This window comes from Streptomyces glaucosporus (assembly GCF_039533345.1).
GTDB classification, from domain to species: domain Bacteria; phylum Actinomycetota; class Actinomycetes; order Streptomycetales; family Streptomycetaceae; genus Streptomyces; species Streptomyces glaucosporus.
Window position 1 is genome coordinate 76742 of the sequence record NZ_BAAATJ010000011.1, and the last position, 23807, is coordinate 100548.

General features: G+C 73.2%; 14 protein-coding genes. 3 read left to right on the top strand and 11 right to left on the bottom strand.

What is annotated here, in order from left to right; genetic code table 11:
* Positions 1-26: 26 nt before the first annotated feature.
* Positions 27-743, bottom strand: a complete 717-nt coding sequence (locus tag ABD358_RS14075; protein WP_344631318.1) for a response regulator — start codon at positions 741-743, stop codon at positions 27-29.
* Entirely contained in the window at positions 740-2362 is a 1623-nt protein-coding gene (locus ABD358_RS14080) for a sensor histidine kinase (protein ID WP_344631319.1), read from the bottom strand. Before ABD358_RS14080 ends, ABD358_RS14075 begins: the two co-directional genes overlap by 4 nt.
* Positions 2363-2568: 206 nt before the next feature.
* Here ABD358_RS14080 and ABD358_RS14085 point away from each other — a divergent pair, with 206 nt between their 5' ends.
* Positions 2569-3945, top strand: coding sequence for a cation:dicarboxylate symporter family transporter (locus ABD358_RS14085; RefSeq protein WP_344631320.1), 1377 nt, complete (start codon positions 2569-2571; stop codon positions 3943-3945).
* Positions 3946-4059: 114 nt separating this feature from the next.
* Here ABD358_RS14085 and glgB read toward each other — a convergent pair whose 3' ends face one another.
* From glgB to ABD358_RS14105, 4 genes are all read right to left on the bottom strand, one after another.
* A complete protein-coding gene (gene glgB / locus ABD358_RS14090) occupies positions 4060-6807 on the bottom strand; it encodes a 1,4-alpha-glucan branching enzyme (protein WP_344631321.1) in 2748 nt (915 codons plus the stop codon).
* 29 nt (positions 6808-6836) lie between these two features.
* Entirely contained in the window at positions 6837-8279 is a 1443-nt protein-coding gene (locus ABD358_RS14095) for a maltokinase N-terminal cap-like domain-containing protein (RefSeq protein ID WP_344631322.1), read from the bottom strand.
* Between the two features lie 209 nt (positions 8280-8488).
* Positions 8489-10186, bottom strand: a complete 1698-nt coding sequence (gene treS / locus ABD358_RS14100; RefSeq protein ID WP_344631323.1) for a maltose alpha-D-glucosyltransferase — start codon at positions 10184-10186, stop codon at positions 8489-8491.
* Positions 10173-12200: an alpha-1,4-glucan--maltose-1-phosphate maltosyltransferase gene (locus ABD358_RS14105; RefSeq protein ID WP_344631324.1), complete on the bottom strand. Its 2028-nt coding sequence runs from the start codon at positions 12198-12200 to the stop codon at positions 10173-10175. Before ABD358_RS14105 ends, treS begins: the two co-directional genes overlap by 14 nt.
* A 402-nt stretch (positions 12201-12602) precedes the next feature.
* Here ABD358_RS14105 and glgP point away from each other — a divergent pair, with 402 nt between their 5' ends.
* Complete coding sequence (glgP, locus tag ABD358_RS14110) at positions 12603-15191, top strand: alpha-glucan family phosphorylase (RefSeq protein ID WP_344631325.1); 2589 nt, start codon at positions 12603-12605, stop codon at positions 15189-15191.
* Between the two features lie 95 nt (positions 15192-15286).
* On the opposite strand, the gene ABD358_RS14115 is transcribed toward glgP, so the two are convergent.
* The 4 genes from ABD358_RS14115 to ABD358_RS14130 all read right to left on the bottom strand — a co-directional run bounded on the left by ABD358_RS14115 (position 15287) and on the right by ABD358_RS14130 (position 22753).
* Positions 15287-17275 carry a M4 family metallopeptidase gene (locus ABD358_RS14115; RefSeq protein ID WP_344631326.1) on the bottom strand — a complete coding sequence of 663 codons (1989 nt, stop codon included), beginning with the start codon at positions 17273-17275 and terminating at the stop codon, positions 15287-15289.
* A gap of 319 nt (positions 17276-17594) precedes the next feature.
* Positions 17595-19463 carry an ABC transporter ATP-binding protein gene (locus ABD358_RS14120; protein WP_344631327.1) on the bottom strand — a complete coding sequence of 623 codons (1869 nt, stop codon included), beginning with the start codon at positions 19461-19463 and terminating at the stop codon, positions 17595-17597.
* Positions 19460-21358 carry an ABC transporter ATP-binding protein gene (locus ABD358_RS14125; protein WP_344631328.1) on the bottom strand — a complete coding sequence of 633 codons (1899 nt, stop codon included), beginning with the start codon at positions 21356-21358 and terminating at the stop codon, positions 19460-19462. Before ABD358_RS14125 ends, ABD358_RS14120 begins: the two co-directional genes overlap by 4 nt.
* Positions 21359-21478: 120 nt before the next feature.
* Positions 21479-22753, bottom strand: coding sequence for an MFS transporter (locus ABD358_RS14130; protein ID WP_425576321.1), 1275 nt, complete (start codon positions 22751-22753; stop codon positions 21479-21481).
* 101 nt (positions 22754-22854) lie between these two features.
* Here ABD358_RS14130 and ABD358_RS14135 point away from each other — a divergent pair, with 101 nt between their 5' ends.
* Complete coding sequence (locus tag ABD358_RS14135; RefSeq protein WP_344631329.1) at positions 22855-23163, top strand: hypothetical protein; 309 nt, start codon at positions 22855-22857, stop codon at positions 23161-23163.
* 69 nt (positions 23164-23232) lie between these two features.
* Here ABD358_RS14135 and ABD358_RS14140 read toward each other — a convergent pair whose 3' ends face one another.
* Entirely contained in the window at positions 23233-23700 is a 468-nt protein-coding gene (locus ABD358_RS14140) for an ATP-binding protein (protein WP_344631330.1), read from the bottom strand.
* Between the last annotated feature and the right edge of the window lie 107 nt (positions 23701-23807).

The following is a 23807-nucleotide window of genomic DNA, read 5'->3' on the forward strand; positions in this document are numbered from 1 at the left end:
CCGGCCGAAGGGCCGCGCGCCGGACGTCAGCCCTGCCAGCGGTAGTACAGCTCGGGCCGGCCCACGTGCCCGTAGTGCGGGGTGCGCTCGGCCTGCCCCGTGTCCACCAGGTACTCCAGGTACCGGCGGGCGGTGATCCGGTTGACGCCCACCCGCTCGGCCGCCGTCCTCGCCGTCAGGCCCTCGCCGTCGGCGGCGCGCAGCACCGCCGTGACCGACTCCAGCGTCGGGGCGCTCAGCCCCTTGGGCAGTGCGACCCGGCCCGGCGGGCGCAGCGCGGCCAGCGCCCGGTCCACCTCCGCCTGGCTGCCGGCCTCCGCGCCCTCCGGGGCGGTGGTCATCCGGAACCGGGCGTACCGCTGGAGCCGGTCGCGCAGCGTCGGGAAGGTGAAGGGCTTCAGCACGTGCTGGACCACCCCGAGCGAGACCCCCTCCCGTACGACGGCCAGATCGCGGGCGGAGGTCACCGCGAAGACGTCGGTGGTGTGGCCCGCCGCGCGCAGCGCCCGCACCAGGGCCAGGCCGTGGCCGTCGGGGAGGTAGAGGTCGAGCAGGATCAGGTCGACGGCCAGCCTCTCCAGGGCGCGCCCGGCCTCGGCCCGCGAGTGGGCCACGCCCGCGACCTCGAAGCCGGGCACCCGTGAGACGTACAGGGCGTGGGCGTCCGCCGCCACGGGGTCGTCCTCGACCACCAGCACCCGGATGGGCCGCCCGCCCGCGGCGCCCGTGCCCGCGGTCGTCACACCGTCACCTCCGCGGTGTTCAGCGGCAGCCGTACGGTGAACTCCGCGCCGCCGTCCGCCGCCCGGCCCAGCTCCACGGTGCCGCCGTGCCGCCGTACGGTCTGCCGCACCAGGGCCAGTCCCAGGCCCCGGCCCGCGGGCCCCGCGGACTTGGTGGACCAGCCGCGCCGGAACACCTCCCCGGCCGTGCCGGGGAGGATGCCCGGGCCGCTGTCGGCGACGCGCAGCAGCAGCTCGTGCCGGCCGGCCCGGACGGTCACCGTCACCCGGGGGCTCCGGCCGTCCTCCGTGGGGGCGCCGTCGCCGGCGGCGTCCAGGGCGTTGTCGATCAGGTTCCCCAGGACCGTCACCAGGTCCCGGGCCGGCAGGTCCGAGGGCAGCACGCCGTCGTCGACGCTGCTGTCGCCGGTGAGGACCAGCTCCACACCGCGCTCGCTGGCCTGCGCCGCCTTGCCCAGCAGCAGAGCCGACAGCACCGGCTCGGCGACCGCGGCCACCACCTGGTCGGTCAGCGCCTGGGCCAGCTCCAGCTCGGCCGTGGCGAACTCCACCGCCTCCCGCTCCCGCCCCAGCTCGATCAGGGACACCACGGTGTGCAGCCGGTTGGCGGCCTCGTGCGCCTGGGAGCGCAGCGCCTCGGCGAAGCCGCGCACCGAGTCCAGCTCGCCGGTGAGGGCCTGGAGCTCGGTGTGGTCCCGCAGGGTCACCACCGTGCCGCGCCGCTCGCCGCCCGAGACGGGGGAGGTGTTCACCACGACCACGCGGTCGCCGGTGAGGTGCACCTCGTCCACGCGGGGTTCGGAGGCCAGCAGCACACCGGTCAGCGGCGCGGGCAGGCCCAGCTCGGCGACGTTGCGTCCCACCACGTCCGGTCCGGTCAGGCCCAGCAGCTCCCGGGCGCCGTCGTTGATCAGGGCGATCCGCCGCTGCCCGTCGAGCATCACCAGCCCCTCGCGCACCGCGTGGAGCACGGCCTGGTGGTAGTCGTGCATCCGGCTCAGCTCGGCGGCGTTCATGCCGTGGGTGTGGCGGCGCAGCCGGGCGTTGACCACATAGGTGCCCAGACCGCCCAGGGCCAGCGCGCCCCCGGCGACCGAGAGCAGGACGACCACCTGCTTCCGCACCTCGGCGCTGATCCTCTCCACGGCTATCCCGGCACTCACCAGGCCCACGATCCGGCCGTCGTCGCGGATCGGGGCGACCACGCGCACGGACGGGCCGAGCGTGCCGGTGTAGGTCTCGTGGAAGGTCTCGCCCCGCAGGGCCGGGCCGATGTGGCCCAGGAAGGGGCGGCCGATCCGGTCGGGCTCGGGGTGCGTCCAGCGGATGCCGTCCGGGTCCATGATCGTCACGAAGGTGACGCGGGTGCCGCGGCGGACCTGCTCGGCGTACGGCTGGAGCCGGGCGCTGGGGTCGGGGGAGGCGATCGCCTCGCGCACCGAGGGGGAGTCGGCGACCGTCCGGGCCACCGCGGTGACCTGCTTCCGGGCGGAGGCCTCGGCCTGCTCGCGGTCGTTGAGGTAGGTGAACAGCGCGCACCCGGCCACCACGGCCGCCACCAGCACGACCTGCATCGCGAAGAGCTGGCCCGCCAGACTGCGGGGACGGGGGAGACGCATGGCTCCCAGTCTGCCGCCGTTCCGCCGCTCCCGCTCCGCCCGGGAGCGGCGGCGGCCCGCGGGGTGCGCCGGGGGCTTCGCAACTCGCCCGCGGTCCGGCGGTTTTCCGTGCACGTAATGCACGCAACGGTGATCGTTCTCACACCGGGATGCATAGTCGGCGGGACTCCACGCGAGTCGGAGCCGCAATCCCCGAGGAGCCCGACGTGTCCACCCAGAGCGCGCAGACCAGAAGACGCGACCGCACCCATTACCTCTACATCGCAGTGATCGCCGCCGTGCTGGCGGGCATCGCGCTCGGTTTCGCCGCGCCCGGCGTCGCCGTGGAGCTGAAACCGCTCGGCACGGGGTTCGTGAACCTCATCAAGATGATGATCTCGCCGGTGATCTTCTGCACGATCGTGCTGGGCATCGGGTCCGTGCGGAAGGCGGCCAAGGTCGGCGCGGTGGGCGGGCTCGCGCTCGGCTACTTCCTGCTGATGTCCACGGTGGCCCTGGCCATCGGCCTGGTCGTCGGCAACGTGCTGCACCCCGGCTCCGGCCTGGAGCTGACCGAGGAGGTCAAGAACGTCGGCGCGGCGCAGGCCGAGGGCGCGAGCGAGAGCACGGTCGACTTCCTGCTGGGCATCATCCCGACCACGCTGGTCTCCGCCTTCACCGAGGGCGAGGTGCTCCAGACCCTGCTGGTGGCCCTGCTCGTCGGGTTCGCGCTCCAGGCCATGGGCACGGCCGGAGAGCCGGTCCTGCGCGGTATCGGCCACATCCAGAGGCTGGTCTTCCGCGTGCTCGCCATGATCATGTGGGTGGCCCCGGTCGGCGCCTTCGGCGCCATCGCGGCGGTGGTCGGCGAGACCGGGGTGGACGCGCTGGCCTCCCTGGCCGTCATCATGATCGGCTTCTACATCACCTGCGCGCTGTTCGTCTTCGTGGTGCTGGGCGCGCTGCTGAAGGTGGTCACGGGCCTGAACGTCCTCGCCCTGCTGAAGTACCTGGGCCGGGAGTTCCTGCTGATCCTGTCCACCTCCTCCTCCGAGTCGGCGCTGCCGCGGCTGATCGCCAAGATGGAGCACCTGGGCGTCAGCAAGCCGGTCGTGGGCATCACCGTCCCCACCGGCTACTCCTTCAACCTCGACGGCACCGCGATCTATCTGACGATGGCCTCGCTGTTCGTGGCCGAGGCGATGGGCGACCCGCTCTCGGTGGGCGAGCAGGTCTCGCTCCTGGTCTTCATGATCATCGCCTCGAAGGGCGCGGCCGGCGTCACCGGCGCGGGCCTGGCCACCCTCGCCGGCGGCCTGCAGTCCCACCGCCCGGAGCTGGTCGACGGCGTGGGTCTGATCGTCGGCATCGACCGCTTCATGAGCGAGGCCCGCGCCCTGACGAACTTCGCGGGCAACGCGATCGCCACCGTGCTGATCGGCACCTGGACCAAGGAGATCGACAAGGACCGGGTGCGGGAGGTGCTGGCCGGCCGTCTCCCCTTCGACGAGCAGACCCTCGTCGACGACGGCCACGGCGCCCCGGAGACCACGCCGGAACCGGCCCCCGACGGTTCCGCCTCCAGGAAGCCCGCGGGCGTCTGACTCCCCGCCTCCGCCCCGGGCTCACCGCACGGCCCTGTCTCCCCCGGACAGGGCCGTGCGGCCGTCTCGCGGCCCTCCCGCTCCACGGGGCCGGAGGGCCGGAGAGCCGGGGGCTCAGGCCGGGACCAGCCAGACCGTCGCCAGCGGCGGCAGCGTCGGGGCGATGCTGGCCGGGCGGCCGTGGGCCGGGACGGAGTCGGTCTTCAGCGGCTCCGGGTTGCCCACACCGCTGCCGCCGTACCGAGCCGCGTCGGTGTTGAGGACCTCCCGCCAGGCCGGGACCTCCTCCGGCACGCCGAGCCGGTAGTCGTGGCGGACCACCGGGGAGAAGTTGGAGACGGCGACCAGGGGGGTCCCGTCGGCGGCGAACCGCAGGAACGCGAAGACGTTGTCGTCGGCCGCGGCCCCCTCGATCCACGCGAAGCCCGCCGGGTCGGTGTCCCGCTCCCACAGCGCGGGCGTGCCGGTGTAGACGTGGTTGAGGTCGCGGACCAGATCGCGGACGCCCTGGTGGTCGCCCGCGGCGGAGTACGCCGGGTCCAGCAGCCACCAGTCCGGTCCGTGCGCCTCCGACCACTCCGCCCCCTGGGCGAACTCCTGCCCCATGAACAGCAGTTGCTTGCCCGGGTGGGACCACATGAAGCCCAGGTAGGCGCGGTGGTTGGCGCGCTGCTGCCACCAGTCGCCGGGCATCTTGGAGACCAGCGACCGCTTGCCGTGGACCACCTCGTCGTGGGAGATCGGCAGGATGTAGTTCTCCGAGTAGGCGTACACCATGGAGAACGTCATCTCGTTGTGGTGGTACTTGCGGTGGACCGGCTCCTTGACCATGTACTCCAGGGAGTCGTGCATCCAGCCCATGTTCCACTTGAAGCCGAACCCCAGCCCGCCGAAGCCGCCCGGCCCGGTGTGGTGGGTGGCGCGGGTGACGCCGTCCCAGGCGGTGGACTCCTCGGCCGCGGTGATCACCCCCGGGCAGCGGCGGTAGACGGTGGCGTTCATCTCCTGGAGGAAGGACACCGCCTCGAGGTTCTCCCGCCCGCCGTGGGGGTTGGGGGTCCACTGGCCGGGCTCGCGGGAGTAGTCGAGGTAGAGCATCGAGGCGACGGCGTCCACCCGCAGGCCGTCGATGTGGAACTCCTCGCACCAGTAGACCGCGTTGGCGACCAGGAAGTTGCGGACCTCGGTGCGGCCGAAGTTGAACTCCAGCGTCCCCCAGTCCGGGTGCTCGGCGCGGGCCGGGTCGGAGTGCTCGTACAGCGCGGTGCCGTCGAAGCGGGCCAGCGCCCAGTCGTCCTTGGGGAAGTGCGCGGGCACCCAGTCCATCAGCACGCCGATGCCCTCCTGGTGGAGGCGGTCGACCAGGTACCGGAAGTCGTCGGGCGTGCCCATCCGCGCGGTGGGCGCGTAGAAGCCGGTGACCTGGTAGCCCCAGGAGCCCCCGAAGGGGTGCTCGGCGACCGGCATCAGCTCCACGTGGGTGAAGCCGAGGTCCTTGACGTACGCCGGGAGCTGCTCGGCCAGTTCGCGGTAGGTCAGACCGGGACGCCAGGACGGCAGGTGCACCTCGTAGACCGACAGCGGCTCCTGGTGCGGGACGCGTCCGGCGCGGCGCGCCATCCACTCCCCGTCCTGCCAGACGTACTCCGACTCCTCCACGACCGAGGCGGTGGCGGGCGGCACCTCGGTGCGGCGGGCCATCGGGTCGGCGCGCAGGGTGTGGGAGCCGTCGGGGCGGGTGATGTCGAACTTGTACAGCGCGCCCGGCTTGACGCCGGGCAGGAACAGCTCCCACACGCCGCTGCCGCCCAGCGAGCGCATGGGGAAGGCCGTCCCGTCCCAGTAGTTGAAGTCCCCGGCGACCCGCACCCCCAGCGCGTTGGGCGCCCAGACGGTGAAGCGGGTGCCGGCCACCCCGGCGTGGACCATGGGGCGGGCGCCCAGCGCCCGCCACAGCTCCTCGTGGCGGCCCTCGCCGATCAGGTGCAGGTCCAGTTCGCCGATGGCGGGCAGGAAGCGGTAGGGGTCCTCGGTCTCGATCTCGTCCGCCCCGGGCTTCTCGCCGTACCGCACCAGCAGCCGGTACGGGGGGACGGCGGGCTCCTCCGCCAGGGGCAGCAGCCCCGAGAACAGCCCGTCGCCGTCGTCGTGCAGCTCGGCCCGCATCCCCCCGACGAGGACGGCGACCGCGCGGGCGTACGGGCGCAGCGCGCGGAACAGCACCCCGCCCTGCGTCCGGTGCGCGCCGAGCACCGCGTGCGGGTCGTGGTGGGTGCCGTGGAGCAGGCGCTGCCGCTCGCCGGGGTCCAGCGGCGCGGCCGGCCGCACCGTGTGCGCGGACGGCGCGTCCCCGCTCCTGCGGGGGGCGGGCGGACGGGCGCCGGGCCAGTTGGCGGCGTGGTCCTTGAGCGGTTCGGTCTGCTCCGGGGCGATCGGCTCGGGGGAGGCGGCGGGGATCCGCGCGGCGGCCCTCCCGGCGTCCTCCGCGGGACCCCTCCCCGCGGGCGCCCGCTTGGCGGCGGCCGTCTTGGCGGGGCTCTTCTTGGCGGGGCTCTTCTTCGCGGCGGCCTTCCCGGCCGAGGTCTTCTTCGCCGCGGCCGTCTTGGCCGTCTTGGCCGTCTTCTTCGCGGCGGCCTTGGCCGTCTTCTTGGCGGCCGTCTTGGCGGGCGCCTTCTTCGCCGGGGTCTTCCCGGCGTTCGCCGTGCTCTTCGCGGCCCTGGCGGGCTTCGCCGCCTCCGCCGCACCCTCCGGAGCCACCGGCCCGGAGGGTGCGGCGGAGGCGGCGCCCTCGTCCTGGGCGCTGGTGCGGACGGGCCGCGGAGAGGCGTCGGGGAGCGGTCGGCTGTCAGGACGGGGGGTCACGGAAGAGGCCTCCTGGTGCGCAGAGTCGTTCAGGTGTCCGCGAGCCGGTGGATGGCGGACATCGGGATGGCGAGCCAGGCGGGGCGGTGCCTGGCCTCGTACAGGACTTCGTAGACGGCCTTGTCCGTCTCGTACGCGCGCAGCAGCACGTCCTCGTCGCGCGGGTCGGAGCCGGACGCGTCGGCGTAGCCGGAGCAGTAGGCGTCACGATTCTTCTCGGCCCACTCCCGGGCCCACTCGGCGTCGCCGGAGGAGCTCCGGGCGTGCTGGCACGCCGCGTAGTCGAACGAGCGCAGTATGCCCGCGATGTCCCGCACCACCGGCTGCGGCCGGCGCCGCTCGGCGATCGGGCGGGCGGGCTCGCCCTCGAAGTCGATGATCGACCACCGGTCGGTGTCCCCCGCGCACAGCGCCTGGCCCAGGTGGAGGTCGCCGTGGATCCGCTGGGCGGACCAGGTCCGTCCGCTGTGGCCGAGGTCGGCGACGGCGTTGAAGACGGCGTGCAGCCGGCCCCGGTACGGACGCAGGGCGGGCACGGAGGCGGCCGCGGCCTCCAGCCGCTCGTTCATGCCGGAGGCGATGAACTCCAGCTGGCGGCGGCGCAGCGCGGTGACCGGCAGCGCGTCCGCGAGCGTGGTGTGGACCTCGGCGACCGCCCGGCCCAGGGTCCGCGCGGCGCCGGTGAAGTCGCCGTGGGCCGCCAGCGAGCGCAGCGCGAGCTGCCAGCCGTCGCTGGTGCCGTGCAGGAAGGGCTGGAGCACGCCCAGCGTCATCGGCTCGCCGGCCTCGCCGCCGGGCTGCGCCTCGAACCACGCGGCGGGCGCGGGCACCCGGTCCGACCCCGCCCTCGCCAGGGCGAGCGGCAGCTCCAGGTCCGGGTTGACGCCGGGGCTGACGCGGCGGAACAGCTTGAGGATGTACCGGTCGCCGTAGACCACCGAGGAGTTCGACTGCTCCACGCTCAGCGGCCGGGGCGGCAGTCCGGAGGGGATGACGGTGCCGCGTTCGCGCTGGAAGCGCAGGAGACCGAGCCGGCCGGGGGAGCGCAGCCGCTCCAGCAGCACGGCGGCCAGCCGCGGATCGTGCAGCGCCTCGTACACCGTGCGGCCGCGCAGCGGCCCGTCGGCGGGGTGGCCGATCAGGGAGCCCGCGAGCGGGGGCGGCAGGGCCGGGCGCACGCCGAGCAGCAACTGGTAGCAGTCGGCGGGGGCGGGATGGGCCTGCTCCGGCCCGCCGGGCTGCTGGGCCCGGACGAGGAGGTGGAGCAGACCCGGCGCGGCTCCGCTCGTGCACGGCAGCAGCTCGGTGGCGGCGACCAGGGCGAACCCGCTGACGGGCCGCCCCTTTCCGGCGAACCAGCGTTGTCGCGGAAGCCATTCGGTGAGCAGTGGCGTGAGCGAACGCAGCAGCGCCGCGCCCCCGGACTCGCGCGTGGCGACGACGGCGGCGCGGGGCGAGGAGCTGTCCGACATGGCGTCCTTTCCCCGGGCACACGAAAGGTACGGCAGAGTGTCCCGGATTGCGGCTGTGGCTGTCCGGCGGTGCGGGACGTGTCGGGGAGTACCCACCAACCGGGCTAGTGAACTCGACTGACCGTCCCCGTCGGTGGTGATGGAAATGCTGCCCACGGCGGCCCGGGACTAACCTGTGTTCCGGTCTTTCCCGGGCCGCCGCCTCCGCCTCAGGCCTGTTTCCGCAGCCGGAACCAGTAGAAGCCGTGCCCCGCCAGCGTCAGCAGGTACGGCAGCTCCCCGATGGGCGGGAAGCGCACGCCGCCGATCAGCTCCACCGGGTGGCGCCCGCTGAAGGTGTTCAGGTCCAGTTCGGTGGGCTGGGGGAAGCGCGAGAAGTTGTTCACGCACAGCACGAGGTCGTCCCCGTACTCGCGCAGGAACGCGAGCACGGCGGGGTTGGACGAGGGCAGCTCGGTGTACGAGCCCAGCCCGAAGGCCGGGTTCTGCTTGCGGATCTCGATCATCCGCCGGGTCCAGTGCAGCAGCGACGAGGGACTGCTCATGGCGGCCTCGACGTTGGTGACCTGGTACCCGTAGACCGGGTCCATGATCGTGGGCAGGAAGAGCCGGCCGGGGTCGCAGGAGGAGAAGCCCGCGTTGCGGTCGGGGGTCCACTGCATGGGGGTGCGCACCGCGTCCCGGTCGCCCAGCCAGATGTTGTCGCCCATGCCGATCTCGTCGCCGTAGTACAGGATCGGCGAGCCGGGCAGGGACAGCAGCAGGGCGGTGAACAGCTCGATCTGGTTGCGGTCGTTGTCCAGCAGCGGGGCGAGCCGGCGCCGGATGCCGATGTTGGCGCGCATCCGCGGGTCCTTGGCGTACTCCGCGTACATGTAGTCGCGCTCTTCGTCGGTGACCATCTCCAGCGTCAGCTCGTCGTGGTTGCGCAGGAAGATGCCCCACTGGCAGCCCGAGGGGATGGCCGGGGTCTTGGCCAGGACCTCGGAGACCGGGTAGCGCGACTCGCGGCGCACCGCCATGAAGATCCGCGGCATGACGGGGAAGTGGAACGCCATGTGGCACTCGTCGCCGCCCTTGGAGTAGTCGCCGAAGTAGTCGACGACGTCCTCCGGCCACTGGTTGGCCTCGGCCAGCAGCACCGTGTCGGGGTAGTGGGCGTCGATCTCGGCCCGGACCCGCTTGAGGAACTCGTGGGTGGCCGGCAGGTTCTCGCAGTTGGTGCCCTCCTGGGCGTACAGGTAGGGGACCGCGTCCAGCCGGAAGCCGTCGATGCCCAGGTCCAGCCAGAACCGCAGGGCCGAGATCATCTCCTCCTGCACCCGCGGGTTCTCGTAGTTCAGGTCCGGCTGGTGGGAGAAGAAGCGGTGCCAGTAGTACTGCTTGCGCACCGGGTCGAAGGTCCAGTTGGACACCTCGGTGTCCACGAAGATGATGCGGGCGTCGGCGTACTTCTTGTCGTCGTCGGCCCACACGTAGTAGTCGCCGTACGGGCCGTCGGGGTCGCGGCGGGACTCCTGGAACCACGGGTGCTGATCGCTGGTGTGGTTCATGACCATGTCGATGATGACCCGCATGCCGCGCTGGTGGGCGGCGTCCACGAACTCCACGAAGTCGGCGAGGTCGCCGAACTCCGGGAGGACGGAGGTGTAGTCCGCGACGTCGTAGCCGCCGTCCCGCAGGGGGGACTTGAAGAACGGCGGCAGCCAGAGGCAGTCCACGCCCAGCCACTGGAGGTAGTCGAGCCTGGCGGTGAGGCCCTTCAGATCGCCGATGCCGTCGCCGTTGCTGTCCTGGAAGGACCGGACCAGCACTTCATAGAAGACGGCCCTTTTGAACCACTCCGGATCGCGGTCCTTGGCGGGCGTGTCCTCGAACGTGTCGATGACGGGTTCATTGACGGTCATGGTTGGGTGACCCTCCGGTCTGTGAGGACGGTCGCAGGGTGAGGATGTGCGCCGGCGCCGCGGCACGGCCCGGTTCGAGGCGCACATAGTTGTCCCTGCCCCAGTGATAGGTCTCGCCGGTGAGCTCGTCGCGCACCGGGAAAAGCTCGGCGCCGCCCTCCTGCGCGGGCGTGAGACCGAGTTCCGCCAGGTTCAACGAGACCGTGGCCTCGTGGGTGTGGTGGGGGTCGAGGTTGACCACCGTGAGAACCGTGTCGGCGTACGGACGCGTGCTGCGCTTGGAGTAGGCGATGATCGCCGGATTGTCGGAGCGGTGGAAGCGCAGATTGCGCAGATGCTGCAGTGCCGGGTGGCGGCGGCGCAGCCGGTTCAACTCGGTGATCAGGGGCGTGATGGTGGCGCCCGACCGTTCGGCGGCGGCCCAGTCGCGGGGGCGCAGCTGGTACTTCTCGGAGTCAAGGTACTCCTCGCTGCCCGGCCGCACCGGCGTCGACTCGCACAGTTCGTAGCCCGCGTAGACGCCCCAGGTGGGGGAGAGGGTGGCGGCGAGCACCGCCCGCACCTCGAAGGCGTGGCGGCCGCCGTGCTGGAGGTACTCGTGGAGGATGTCGGGGGTGTTGACGAAGAAGTTCGGCCGCATGTAGGAGGCGGCGTCGCCGGAGAGCTCGGTGAGGTACTCGGTCAGCTCGTCCTTGCCGTTGCGCCAGGTGAAGTAGGTGTAGGACTGCTGGAACCCGATCTTCGCGAGGGTGTGCATCATCGCGGGCCGGGTGAACGCCTCGGCCAGGAAGATGACGTCGGGATCGGTCCGGTTGATCTCGCCGATCACCTTCTCCCAGAAGACGACCGGCTTGGTGTGCGGGTTGTCCACGCGGAAGATCCGCACACCGTGGTCCATCCACAGCCGCAGGACGCGCAGGGTCTCCTCGACGATGCCGGAGAAGTCCGCGTCGAAGGCGATGGGGTAGATGTCCTGGTACTTCTTCGGCGGGTTCTCGGCGTAGGCGATCGAGCCGTCGGGGCGGTGGTGGAACCACTCCGGATGCTCCTTGACCCACGGGTGGTCGGGGGAGCACTGGAGGGCGAAGTCGAGGGCGACCTCCATCCGCAGGTCGCGGGCGCGGGCCACGAAGTGGTCGAAGTCCTCGAAGGTGCCCAGGTCCGGGTGGATCGCGTCGTGGCCGCCGGCGGACGAGCCGATGGCCCACGGGCTGCCCACGTCGTGGGGGCCCGCGGTGAGGGAGTTGTTGGGGCCCTTGCGGAACGACTCGCCGATGGGGTGGATCGGCGGGAGGTAGACCACGTCGAAGCCCATCGCGGCCACCGCGGGCAGCCGTTCGGCGGCCGTGCGCAGGGTGCCGGGGACGGGCGGCTCGCCCTCCTTCACGACCGCGCCCTCCGAACGCGGGAAGAACTCGTACCACGAGCCGAACAGCGCCCTCTTCCGCTCCACCAGCAGCGGCAGGGGGCGCGTGGCGGTGATCGGCTCGCGCAGCGGGTGGCGGTCCAGCACGGACGTCACCTCCGGTGCCAGGGCCGCCGCCAGCCGGGCGGCGACCGGGCGGGAGACGTCGCGCAGGGCGTCCACCGCGTCCAGGACCGCCGCCCGTCCCTCGTTCTTGGGGACTCCTGCGGCGGCCCGCTCGTGGAGCGCCGCGCCCTCGGCGAAGGTCAGTTCGGTGTCGATCCCGGCCGGGATCTTGATTCCGGCGTTGTGCCGCCAGGTGGAGATCGGGTCGCCCCACGCCTCGATGCTGTAGGTCCAGCGGCCCTCCGCGTCGGGGGTCACCTCGGCGCCCCAGCGGTCGGTGCCGGGCGCCAGTTCGCGCATCGGGGTCCAGGGGCCGGAGCGTCCGCTGGGGTCGCGCAGCACCACGTTGGCGCCGACCGCGTCGTGCCCTTCGCGGAAGACCGTGGCCGAGACCTGGAAGGTCTCCCCGACCACGGCTTTCGCCGGGCGGCGTCCGCAGTCGACGAGCGGGTTGACGTCCAGTACGGGAATGCGACCGATCATGGGCTCACCTGGGGGCGTTATGGGCGGTTTTGCTCTTTCTATCTGTTCCACAGACCGCTTACGGGTCGCGGGCATGGCCGCTCCTGTCCGCTTTCACTCGGGTGGCGTGACGGTTGTCGTGTGCGGGTGCCCCGGAAGGGCCGTCAGAAAAAGAACCTGCCCACGGGGATGGGAAGGGAAATCCGGTGGAATGTGAACTACCGGTACGTAGGCGCGCACAGGCGTGACGGAGGTGTCGCGGGGGCGGCGGGTCCGGGACTCCGCGCCCTCCCTGCGGCACCGGGTGCCGGTAATGCGGGCGTGTTGTGGCACTGAGTCCCAGCATATGCGTGTACGGGACAGTTCGAGACGCGATTCCCGGTGATGGGGCGAAAAGCACACTGATCCCGCTACCGTCGAGATGTGAAGGCCATTCGTCGATTCTCCGTACGTCCCGTCCTTCCGGATCCCCTACGACCTCTCAGCGACCTTGCGCGCAACCTGCGCTGGTCCTGGCACACCGAGACCAGAGAGCTGTTCCGGGCCGTCGACCCCGACGGCTGGCGGGCCGCCGCCGGCGACCCGGTGCGGCTGCTGGGGGCCGTGCCCCCCGGGCGGCTCCGCGAACTGGCGCAGGACCGCGGCTTCCTGCGCCGCCTCGCCGTCGTCGCCGGCGATCTGCAGGACTACCTGACCGAACCGCGGTGGTACCAGAGGGCGGAGGGCGAACCGCCCGCCGCCGTCGCCTACTTCTCGCCCGAGTTCGGGATCACCGCCGCCCTGCCCCAGTACTCCGGCGGACTCGGCATCCTCGCCGGCGACCACCTCAAGGCCGCCAGCGACCTCGGCGTCCCGCTCATCGGCGTGGGACTGCTGTACCGGCACGGCTACTTCCGGCAGAGCCTGTCGCGGGACGGCTGGCAGCAGGAGCACTACCCCGTCCTGGACCCCAACGAGATGCCGCTGGAACTGCTGCGCGAACCCGGCGGCGCCCCGGCCCGCGTGGACCTGAGGCTGCCCGGCGGGCGCACCCTGCGCGCCCACGTCTGGCAGGCGGCGGTCGGCCGCGTGCCGCTGCTGCTGCTGGACTCGGACGTGGAGGAGAACGCCCCCCGCGAACGGGACGTCACCGACCGGCTCTACGGCGGCGGCAGCGAACACCGGCTGCTCCAGGAGATGCTGCTGGGCATCGGCGGAGTGCGGGCGGTGCGCGCGTACTGCCGCATCACCGGCCACCCCGAACCGGAGGTGTTCCACACCAACGAGGGGCACGCGGGCTTCCTCGGCCTGGAGCGCATCCGCGAACTCAGCGAGCGGGGCGTCCCCTTCGACACCGCCCTGGAGGCCGTGCGCGCCGGGACGGTGTTCACCACCCACACCCCCGTGCCCGCCGGGATCGACCGCTTCGACCGCGACCTGGTGGCCCGCCACCTCGGCGACGACGGCGAACTGCCCGGCGTGGACGTGGAGGAGGTGCTGCGGCTGGGCACGGAGACCTACCCCGGCGGCGCGCCCGGCCTGTTCAACATGGCCGTCATGGGCCTGCGCCTCGCCCAGCGCGCCAACGGGGTCTCCACGCTGCACGGCGCGGTCAGCCGGGAGATGTTCGCCGGGCTGTGGCCGGGCTTCGACGCCGTCGAGGTGCCCATCACCTCCGTCACCAACGGCGTCCACGCCCCCACCTGGACCGCCGACGAGGTGCGGGCGCTGCGCGACGACCCCACCGACGCCGAACTGTGGGACCTCCGCCGCACCCTGCGCGAGCAGCTCGTCCACGAGGTGCGCCGGCGGCTGTACGACTCCTGGCGGCAGCGCGGCGCCTCCCGCGCCGAACTGGGCTGGATCGACGGCGTCCTGGACCCGGAGGTGCTCACCGTCGGCTTCGCGCGGCGCGTCCCCTCCTACAAGCGGCTCACGCTGATGCTGCGCGACCGCGAGCGGTTCATGGGCCTGCTGCTGCACCCGAGCAGGCCGGTCCAGTTCGTCGTCGCGGGCAAGGCGCACCCGGCCGACGACGGGGGCAAGCGGCTGATCCAGGAGCTGGTGCGCTTCGCCGACGACCCGCGCGTGCGGCACCGGATCGTCTTCCTGCCCGACTACGGCATGGGCATGGCGCAGCGGCTCTACACCGGCTGCGACGTCTGGCTCAACAACCCGCTGCGCCCGCTGGAGGCGTGCGGCACCTCCGGGATGAAGGCGGCGCTCAACGGCTGCCTCAACCTCTCGGTGCTGGACGGCTGGTGGGACGAGTGGTACGAGCCGGACTTCGGCTGGGCCATCCCCACGGCGGACGGCGGCACGGTCGGGGACGGGCCGCTCGGCGACGGCCTGGAGGACCGGGAGCGGCGCGACGCCATAGAGGCCGCGGCGCTGTACGAGCTGCTGGAGGAGCACGTCGCGCCCTGCTTCTACGACCGGGGGCCGGCCGGTTCGGGGCTGCCGGAGCGGTGGATCGAGATGGTCCGCCAGACGCTCCGCCGCCTGGGCCCGAAGGTGCTCGCCGACCGGATGGTGCGCGAGTACGTCGAGCGGCTGTACGCCCCCGCCGCCCGCGCCCACCGGGCGCTGGACGTCTCCACGGCGGGCCGGCTGGCCGAGTGGAAGGCGAGGGTGCGGGCCGCCTGGCCGCACGTGGCGATCGACCACGTGGAGTCGGCGTGCGAGTCCGTGGAGCTGGGCGGTTCGCTGGCGCTGCGGGTGAGGGTGGCCCTCGGCGGCCTGGAGCCGGGCGACGTGGAGGTGCAGGCGGTCGCCGGACGGGTGGACGAGTCGGACTCCATCACGGGCGCGGACGCCGTCCGGGTGCCGCTCAAGGCGTCCGACGGGCCCGGGGAGGACGGGAGCTGGCTGTACGAGGGGCCGCTCGCGCTGGACCGCACCGGTCCGTTCGGCTACACCGTCCGCGTCCTGCCCGCGCACCCGCTGCTGGCGAGTCCGGCCGAACTGGGCCTGGTGGCCCTGCCGCCGGACGACCTCGGCGCCCGTGAGGCCGCCGGGGTGCTGATGCGCTGAGCCGCGCGTCCGTCCGCCGCCCTTCCCGGAAGGGCGGCGGACGGACGGCGGGCCGACGGCGGGGAGCCGCGCCGGCGGCCCGGCTCCCCGCGGTGTCAGAAGGTCAGCCTCCAGCTGTCGATGTAGCCGGAGTCGTAGCGGTAGACGTCCTGGACGCGGAGCTTCCAGGTGCCGCTCGCCCTCTCGGAGGAGGCGTCGACGGTGTAGGTCGTCTGGAGGTTGTCGCCCGAGTCCGACGAGGTGTTCTTCAGCCGGTAGGCCGTCCCGTCCGGGGCGACCAGGTCGATGCGCAGGTCGCCGCGGTAGGTGTGGACGATGTTCACGGTCACCTTCAGCGCGGCGGGCGCGTTGCCGGTCCTGGTGACGGCGATCGGGGACTCGACGGTGCCCGGGTCCGGGATCCGGTGGTCGTCGGTGTTCTCGAAGACGTTGTTCCCGGGGTCTCCGGGGTCGCCCCCGCCGTCGTCGGGCCGGGAGCCGACGTTGACCGCGGCCCAGGCGTGGGCGACGGCCTTGTGCTGGACGCTGTCCGCGCCGAACAGGTCGGCCGCGGCCGACAGGGTGGCGGTGCGGGCGCCCGCGTAGTCGGTGGTGGAGGTCATCTTCTCGGTGAGCGCCTTGAACCAGATCTTCTCGGCGGCGGCGATCCCGATGCCGGTCACCGGCTTGTTGTCGTAGGTCGGCGAGTCGTAGCTCACGCCGTTGATCGTCTTGGCGCCGCTGCCCTCGCTGAGCAGGTAGAAGAAGTGGTTGGCCGGGCCCGAGGAGTAGTGGACGTCCACACTGCCGATGCCGGAGTACCAGTAGTCCTTGGAGCTGCCGTCCCTGCTGGGCCTGTCCATGTAGCGCAGCGGGGTGCCGTTGCCGCGGATGTCGATCTTCTCGCCGACCAGGTAGTCGCCGACGTCCGTGCCGTTGGCGGCCCGGAACTCCACGGCGGCGGCGAAGATGTCGGAGGTCGCCTCGTTGAGGCCGCCGGACTCCCCGCTGTACCGAAGGCCCGCGGTGTTGGAGGTGAGGCCGTGGGTCATCTCGTGGGCGGCCACGTCGATGGACGTCAGCGGCTTGGCGTTGCCCGCGCCGTCGCCGTAGGTCATGCAGAAGCAGGAGTCGGTCCAGAAGGCGTTGACGTAGGCGTTGCCGTAGTGGACGCGGGAGTAGGGGGCCTTCCCGTCGCCCCGGATGCCGTTGCGGCCGTGGACCTCCTTGTAGTAGTCCCAGGTCAGGGCCGCGCCGTAGTGGGCGTCCACGCCCGCGGTCTGGCGGTTGGAGGGCAGGCCGTTGCCCCAGGCGTCGTCGGCGTCGGTGAACAGCGTGCCGGTGCCGGAGGTGGCGCCGTTCAGGTCGTAGGTCTTGTGGCCGCCGCGGGCGGCGTCGGTCAGGGTGTACGAGGCGCCCGAGCCGCTGGTGCCCAGGGTGACCCGGCCGCTGTACATGCTCTCGCCGGTGCCGGTGTGGACGCCCTCCCACTCGGCGAGCTTCCTCCCGGTGGCGGCGTCGGTGACGACGTGGAGCTCGCTGGGGGTGCCGTCGTCCCGCGTGCCGCCGACCACCCGCTCCCAGGCGAGCACCGGCCTGCCGTCGGCCGCCCAGATCACCTTGCGGGGGGCGGTGCTGCCCTCGGCGGACGCCTTCCGCGGTTTCTTCGCGGCGGGCGCGTCGGTGGAGGCGACGGCGATCTTCGCCGCGGTGGCCCTGGTGACCTCGGCGATCCTCCCGTCCGGTGACTCCTCGACGACCAGGTCGCCGCCGAGGACGGGCAGGCCGTCGTAGGTGCGCTCGTAGCGGGTGTGGACGGTGCCGTCGGCGTTCCTGACGACGTCGCGGACCTTGAGCTCCTCCCTGGAGCCGAGTCCCAGGGCCCTGGCGGTGGCGTCGCTGCCGGCCTCGGCCTCCTTCAGGAGTCCGGCCCGCTGGGCGGGGGAGAGCTCGACGGCCAGGGCGCCGGGGTCGGGCCTGGCGGCCTGGGCCGCCGGGGCGGCGGTGGAGGTCTGCGCCTGGAGTCCGACGGCCAGGAGAGCCGATGCGGCGACGAGGGCGCCGGCGGCGGAGGCCCGTCTGCGGGGAGTGGATCTGCGTATCACGCTGTGCTCCTCACTGGAGAGCGGTGCAGAGACCGGGGTGCCTGGAGAGGGGTGGGGTTCTCGTGGGGGGATGCCCGTGCACGGCGTGGAGAGAGTGGCACCGGATCCCCGTCCTTGTCAGGGGCAGATCAAAAGAATGGCCGGAATCCGTCCGATGTCGGAAAACCTGCGTTCGCTCAGCGAACGGAAAGGGAACGGCCGGAACACACCGGCGATATGACACGGCGGCAGGCCGGAGGCAAGCGGGACCCCGGCGGCCGGACCCGGAGCCCCGGCCCCCGGCGCGCCGCCGGGGGCCGCCGGGAACCCCGGGCCCGGATCAGGCGAGGCTGTCGCGCCAGGCCCGGTGGAGCCCCGCGAAGCGGCCGGTGCCCGCGATGAGATCGGCCGGCCGGCCGTCCTCGACGATGCGGCCGGCGTCCATCACCAGGACCCGGTCGGCGACCTCCACCGTCGACAGCCGGTGGGCGATCACCATCGCGGTGCGGCCGCGCAGGACCGTGGCCATGGCCTGCTGGACCGCGCGCTCACCGGGCACGTCCAGCGAGGAGGTCGCCTCGTCCAGGATGAGCACGGCCGGATCGGCGAGCAGCGCGCGGGCGAAGGCCACCAACTGCCGCTGGCCGGCGGAGATGCGGCCGCCGCGCTTGCGGACGTCGGTGTCGTACCCCTCGGGGAGGGCGGCGATGAAGTCGTGCGCGCCGATCGCCTTCGCCGCCCGCTCGATCTCCTCCCGCGAGGCGTCCGGACGGCCGATCGCGATGTTCTCCGCCACCGTGCCCGAGAACAGGAACGCCTCCTGGGTCACCATCACCACACCGCGGCGCAGCTCGGGCGCGGCCAGGTCCCGCAGGTCGGTGCCGTCCAGCAGCACCCGTCCCCCGGTGGGGTCGTAGAACCGGGCGAGCAGCTTGGCCAGCGTGGACTTGCCCGCGCCCGTCGCACCGACCACCGCCACCGTCTGGCCGGCCGGGATCTCCAGGTCGAAGCGGGGCAGCACCTCGCCGCCCGTGCGGTAGGCGAAGCTCACGCCCTCGAACACCACCGAGCGGCCGGGGATGCCGGCGGACCGCTCCGGCAGCGGCCGGGGACGGACGGGCTCGGGGACGGAGGGGACCTGGGCCAGCAGCCCGGCGATCTTCTCCAGGGACGCCGCCGCCGACTGGTAGGAGTTGAGGAACATCCCCAGCCGGTCGATCGGGTCGTACAGCCGCCGCAGGTACAGCGCCGCCGCGGCGAGCACGCCCAGCTCCAGCGCGCCGGACGCCACCCGGTGGGCGCCCCAGAGCACGATGGCGGCCACCGCGGTGTTGGCGACCAGCCGGGAGGAGACCACGTAGCGGGCCATCTCCAGGATCGAGTCGCCGTTGAGGCGCAGGTGCCGGTCGTTGAGCCTGCCGAACTCCGCGTCGCCCGCCCGCTCGCGGCGGAACGCCTGCACCGGGCGGATGCCGTTCACCGTCTCCACGAACTTCACGATCACCGCCGCCATGGCCGTGGACCTCCGGCTGTAGACGCGCATCGAGCGGCGCCGGAAGTTCTGCACGAGCAGGGACAGCGGGACGAAGGAGAGCAGCGCCGCGCCGCCCAGGCCGAGGTCGAGCCAGAACAGCATCGCGCAGATGTACACCACCGACAGGATCACGCCCAGCAGCTCCTGCAGGCCCTCGTCCAGCAGCTCGCGCAGCGACTCCACGTCGGTGGTGGCCCGGGAGATCAGCCGGCCGGAGGTGTAGCGGTCGTGGAAGTCCACGCTCAGCGCCTGGGCGTGCCGGTAGATCCGGCCCCGCAGCTCCAGCAGGACGCTCTGGTTGATCCGGGCGGCGGCCCGGACGAAGGCGTACTGCAGACCGCCCGAGGACAGCGAGCACAGCGCGTAGCCGGCCGCCACGACGGCCAGCGGGCCGTGGTCGCCGTCGCGCAGGGCGGGCACGGCGCGGTCGATGGCGTACGCGACCAGCAGCGGCCCGGCCTGCACGGCGGCCTGCTGGAGCAGCAGCAGGACGGCGGCCACGGCCACCCGCGCCCGGTGCGGGCGCAGCAGGGAGCCGAGCAGCCGGCGCGAGGCGCCCTTCGGCGCGGGCAGCGTGTCGCGGTCGAAGGGATCGGACGGCGCGGCGGACCCGCCGCCCTGGCCGTCCGCCTCCTCGGACCCCTCGAAGGGCGGTTCGGTGACGGTGGCGGTCATCGTTCCTCCTGGCGCTGCTCGCCGGACATCAGATGGCGGTACTCGGCGTTGGAGCGCAGCAGCTCGTGGTGGGTGCCGACGGCGGCGATCCGCCCCCGCGACAGCAGTGCGACCCGGTCGGCCAGCAGCACGGTGGAGGGCCGGTGCGCCACCACCAGGGCGGTGGTGCCGGCCAGCACCTCCCGCAGGGCGGCCTCCACCAGGGACTCGGTGTGGACGTCGAGCGCCGAGAGCGGATCGTCCAGGACGAGGAAGCGGGGACGGCCGACCACGGCGCGGGCCAGGGCCAGACGCTGCCGCTGGCCGCCGGACAGGCTCAGGCCCTGCTCGCCGACCTGGGTGTCCACGCCCTGCGGCAGCGCGTCCACGAACTCCCGGGCCTGGGCGACCCGCAGGGCGCGCTCCAGGTCCTCCTCGCTCGCCCCCTCCGCGCCCATCAGCACGTTCTCCCGCACGGAGGCGGAGAACAGCGTGGGCTCCTCGAAGGCGACCGCGACCAGCGAACGCAGCTCGTCGCGGCCCAGCGCCGCGATGTCCCGGCCGTCGAGGGTGATCCGGCCGGACGTGACCTCGTGGAGCCGGGGGATCAGGGCGGTGAGCGTGGTCTTGCCGCTGCCGGTGGCGCCGACCAGCGCCACGGTCTCGCCGGAACGGATGTGCAGGTCGACGCCGTCCAGCACGGGCGGGGCGTCCGGCGGCGCGTCCGGGTGGCGGAAGACCACCCGCTCGAAGCGGATCCCGTCCGCCGGGGCGGGCCGTGCCGCCGGGGCGGACGGCGGGGCGCCCGGCGCGGGGCCGCTTCCGGTGCTGCCGGTGCTGCCGGTGCTTACGGTGAGGGTGTCCGGCGGAACGGGCTCGTCCATCACCTCGAAGTAGCGGTCGGTCGCCGTCGCCGCCTCGTTGCTCATCGCCAGCAGGAAGCCGATCGACTCCACCGGCCAGCGCAGCGCCAGGGCCGTGGTGAGGAAGGCGACCAGGGTTCCCGCCGACAGCTCCCCGTCGGCGACCTGGACCGTGCCCAGCACCAGGGCGGCGCCGATGGCCAGCTCCGGCAGCGTCATGATCACCGCCCAGATGCCCGCCAGCAGCCGCGCCTTGCGCAGCTCGGTGTCCAGCAGCCGGCGGGAGAGCGCCCGGAAGGCGCGGGCCTGGCTGCGGTGGCGGCCGAAGCCCTTGATGATCCGGATGCCGAGCACGGACTCCTCGACGACCGTCGTCAGATCGCCGATCTGGTCCTGCGCCCGGCGCGCGGCCAGCGAGTACCGCGCCTCGAAGACCGAGCAGAGCAGCATCAGCGGCACCACGGGCAGCAGCAGCACCAGGCCCAGCGTCCACTCCTGGACCATCAGGACGCCGAAGCCGACGAGGATGGTGGTGGCGTTGACCAGCAGGAAGGTGAGGGGGAAGGCCAGGAACATGCGCAGCAGCTGGAGGTCCGCCGTGGCGCGGGACAGCAGCTGGCCGCTCGCCCAGCGGTCGTGGAAGGAGACCGGCAGCCGCTGCAGGTGCCGGAACAGGTCCGCGCGCATCGCGGCCTCCACACCGGCCAGCGGACGGGCCACCAGCCAGCGCCGCAGACCGAACAGCAGCGCCTCCAGCACGCCGACGGCCAGCAGCAGCGCGCCGCCCAGCCACACCCCGTCCGTGTCGCGGCGGGCGATCGGGCCGTCCACGATCCACTTCAGGACCAGCGGGATGACCAGGCCCAGGCAGGAGGCGACGACCGCGACGAACGCCGCCGTGAACAGCCGGGCCCGCACGGGCCGCACATAGGGCCACAGCCGCAGCAGGGAGCGGACGGAGGAACGGCCGGCGTCACCCGGGGAGGACCCGGGAGCGGCGGTGCCGGGGGCGGGCGAGTCGGGCAGCGGGGGATCCGTGGCGGTGGCAGACATCACGAGTGAGACTACGGTTCACCCCTGACCGGCCACACTCGGTTTTCCGCCGTAGGACTGACGGCCCACTCCCTTCCGGAACCGGCGGCCCGCCCCCTTCCGGCCCCGTCCGTGCCGCGTCTACCGCTCCGCCCGGCGCAGGTTCCGGATCGCCGGCACCGACAGCAGCGCCGCGCTGACCAGCACGGCCGCCGCGGCGCCCGCCAGCAGCACGGGACGGGCGCCGAACAGGGAGGCGGCCGGACCCGCCAGCGCCTGGCCCACCGGGAGCATCGACAGGGAACCGGCCACCTCGTAGGCGTGGACGCGTCCCCGGACGGCCTCGGGCACCTGGGTCTGCACACTGGTCGCCCACATCACGCCCCAGAACCCGATCGCCGCCCCCGAGACGGCCGTGCACGCCGCGATCGCCGCCGGCGGGAGCTGCGCGCCCACCGCCGCCGGGAAGAGCCCGTAGCCCAGGAGCGCCAGCGCCCCAGCGCGCAGCGGGAGGCGGGGGCGTATGCGCATCGCCAGCAGCCCGCCGACCGCGGTGCCCGCGCCCAGCGCCGAGTTGACCAGCCCGTACGTCCGCTCGCCGTGGCCTGAGATGAGTTCGGTGGCGGTGAGCGGCACCAGGGGCCCCGTGACGGTGACCATCAGCACCATCCACAGGAGGATGACACCCCACATCCAGGTCCGGGACCGGAACTCCCGCCACCCTTCGGCCAGGTCGGCCCGGTAGGACGCCCGCCCTCCCGGCCCGGCCCCCGCCGCGCCGCCCGCCGGGGGCGGCCGCAACAGCACCAGGCACAGGGCGCTCAGGGCGTAGGTGGCCGCGTGGGCGGCGAACACCCCGCCGGCGGAGGACACCGCGACGGCCGTCCCGGCGAGCGCGGGCCCGGCGAGCATCGCCAGGGACTCGGCCGTGCGGACCGCGCCGTTGGCGCCCTGCACGTCCCGCGCCACTTGGGGCAGGACGCGGGCCACGCCGGGCTGGAACGTTCCGGCGGCCACGCCGTTGACCGCGCCGATCAGGCAGATCTGCCAGAGCACCACGTTCCCGGTGAGGAAGAGCACGGCGGTCAGCGACTGGGTGCACACCCGCACCAGATCGGAGCCGACCATCAGGGTCCGGGCGTCGAAGCGGTCCGAGAACACCCCGCCGAAGACGACGAACCCCGCGAAGCAGACGGTGAAGGAGGCCATGGCCAGGCCGATGTGGCCCGCGCCCATCCCGTGGTGGAGCAGGCCCGCGGAGAGCGCGACGGGCAGCATCGCGTCCCCCAGCATGGCGACGGCCCGGGCGGTGAGGAACAGCAGGAGGCCGCGGGACCACAGGCGGCCCGGGAGTCCGCCGCCGGGAACGGGTGCGGGGACGGCGGCGGGGCGGCGGGAGGGGCGGGGTGCTCTCACACCTCGGGGAGTCTGGACTGGACCAATCGGCCGCGTCCAGCGGTTTGCGGGGAGCCACGCTCCGCCGCGGGTTGTCGGTGGGGGCGCCTACGCTGCGCACCATGAGTCAGGCAGAGGTACGAGAGCTGCAGACCGCACTGCACACCGCGTCCGACATCGCCTTCGCGCTGGACGGCGAGCCCTCGGCGGAGCAGACGGCCGCGCTGGTGGACGCGCTGCGCCGGGCGCTGGACGCGGCCCGGGCACTGGGCGACGACCTCGGCGGCACGGGCTGCCGGGAGCATCCGCGCGGGGCCGTGGACCCGCTCTACGGGGACAAGGAGGACCCGCTGCCGCCGGGGTGGGGCAAGTGCCTGCTGTGCAACGACCGGCGCCGCCGGGCCGGCGCGCAGCGGTACGCCGTCCGCTGAGGCGTCCGCCGAGGCAGGAGGCTCGGATGGGCCGCGGCGGGCCGCGGACGGGGGTGCGGGCGGGGCGCCTCAGCGCTCCCCGGTCCGCATCTCGAACCACGTGGTCTTGCCGTGCGACAGCAGGTCCACGCCCCACCGGTCGGAGAGGCGGTCCACCAGGAACAGCCCGCGCCCGCTGACGTCGAGTTCGTGGACGGGCAGCAGGCACGGCAGCCCGCGCGAGGGGTCGCGCACCTCGACGCGGACCAGGCCGCGCCGCCGGTGCATCCTCAGCCCCAGGCTCTGGGCCCCGGTGTGCCGTATGGCGTTGCCCACCAGTTCGGAGACGAGGAGCACGGTGTCCTCGGTGACGGATTCGGGCAGCCCCCACCGGTCCGACAGGGCGGCCCGGGCGAGTCCGCGCGCGGTGCGCGCGGACTCGGGGAGGTTGGGCAGCCGTACTTCCCCGACGGTCGGATCACCGATCCCGCCGGGCGCCGAGGGGGCCGGCCCGTCCTCCGGTGTCGGCGCCGCGCACGCCGTGTCGAGTCCCGCCATGGCCCCATCATGGCCGCCGGGCACCCGCCTCGGGGCCGGACTGAGGGAATCCCCTACCCATCGGGGGAAAGGGGGTTCCGGCGCGCTACGGAGCGCGCCCCGGTTGT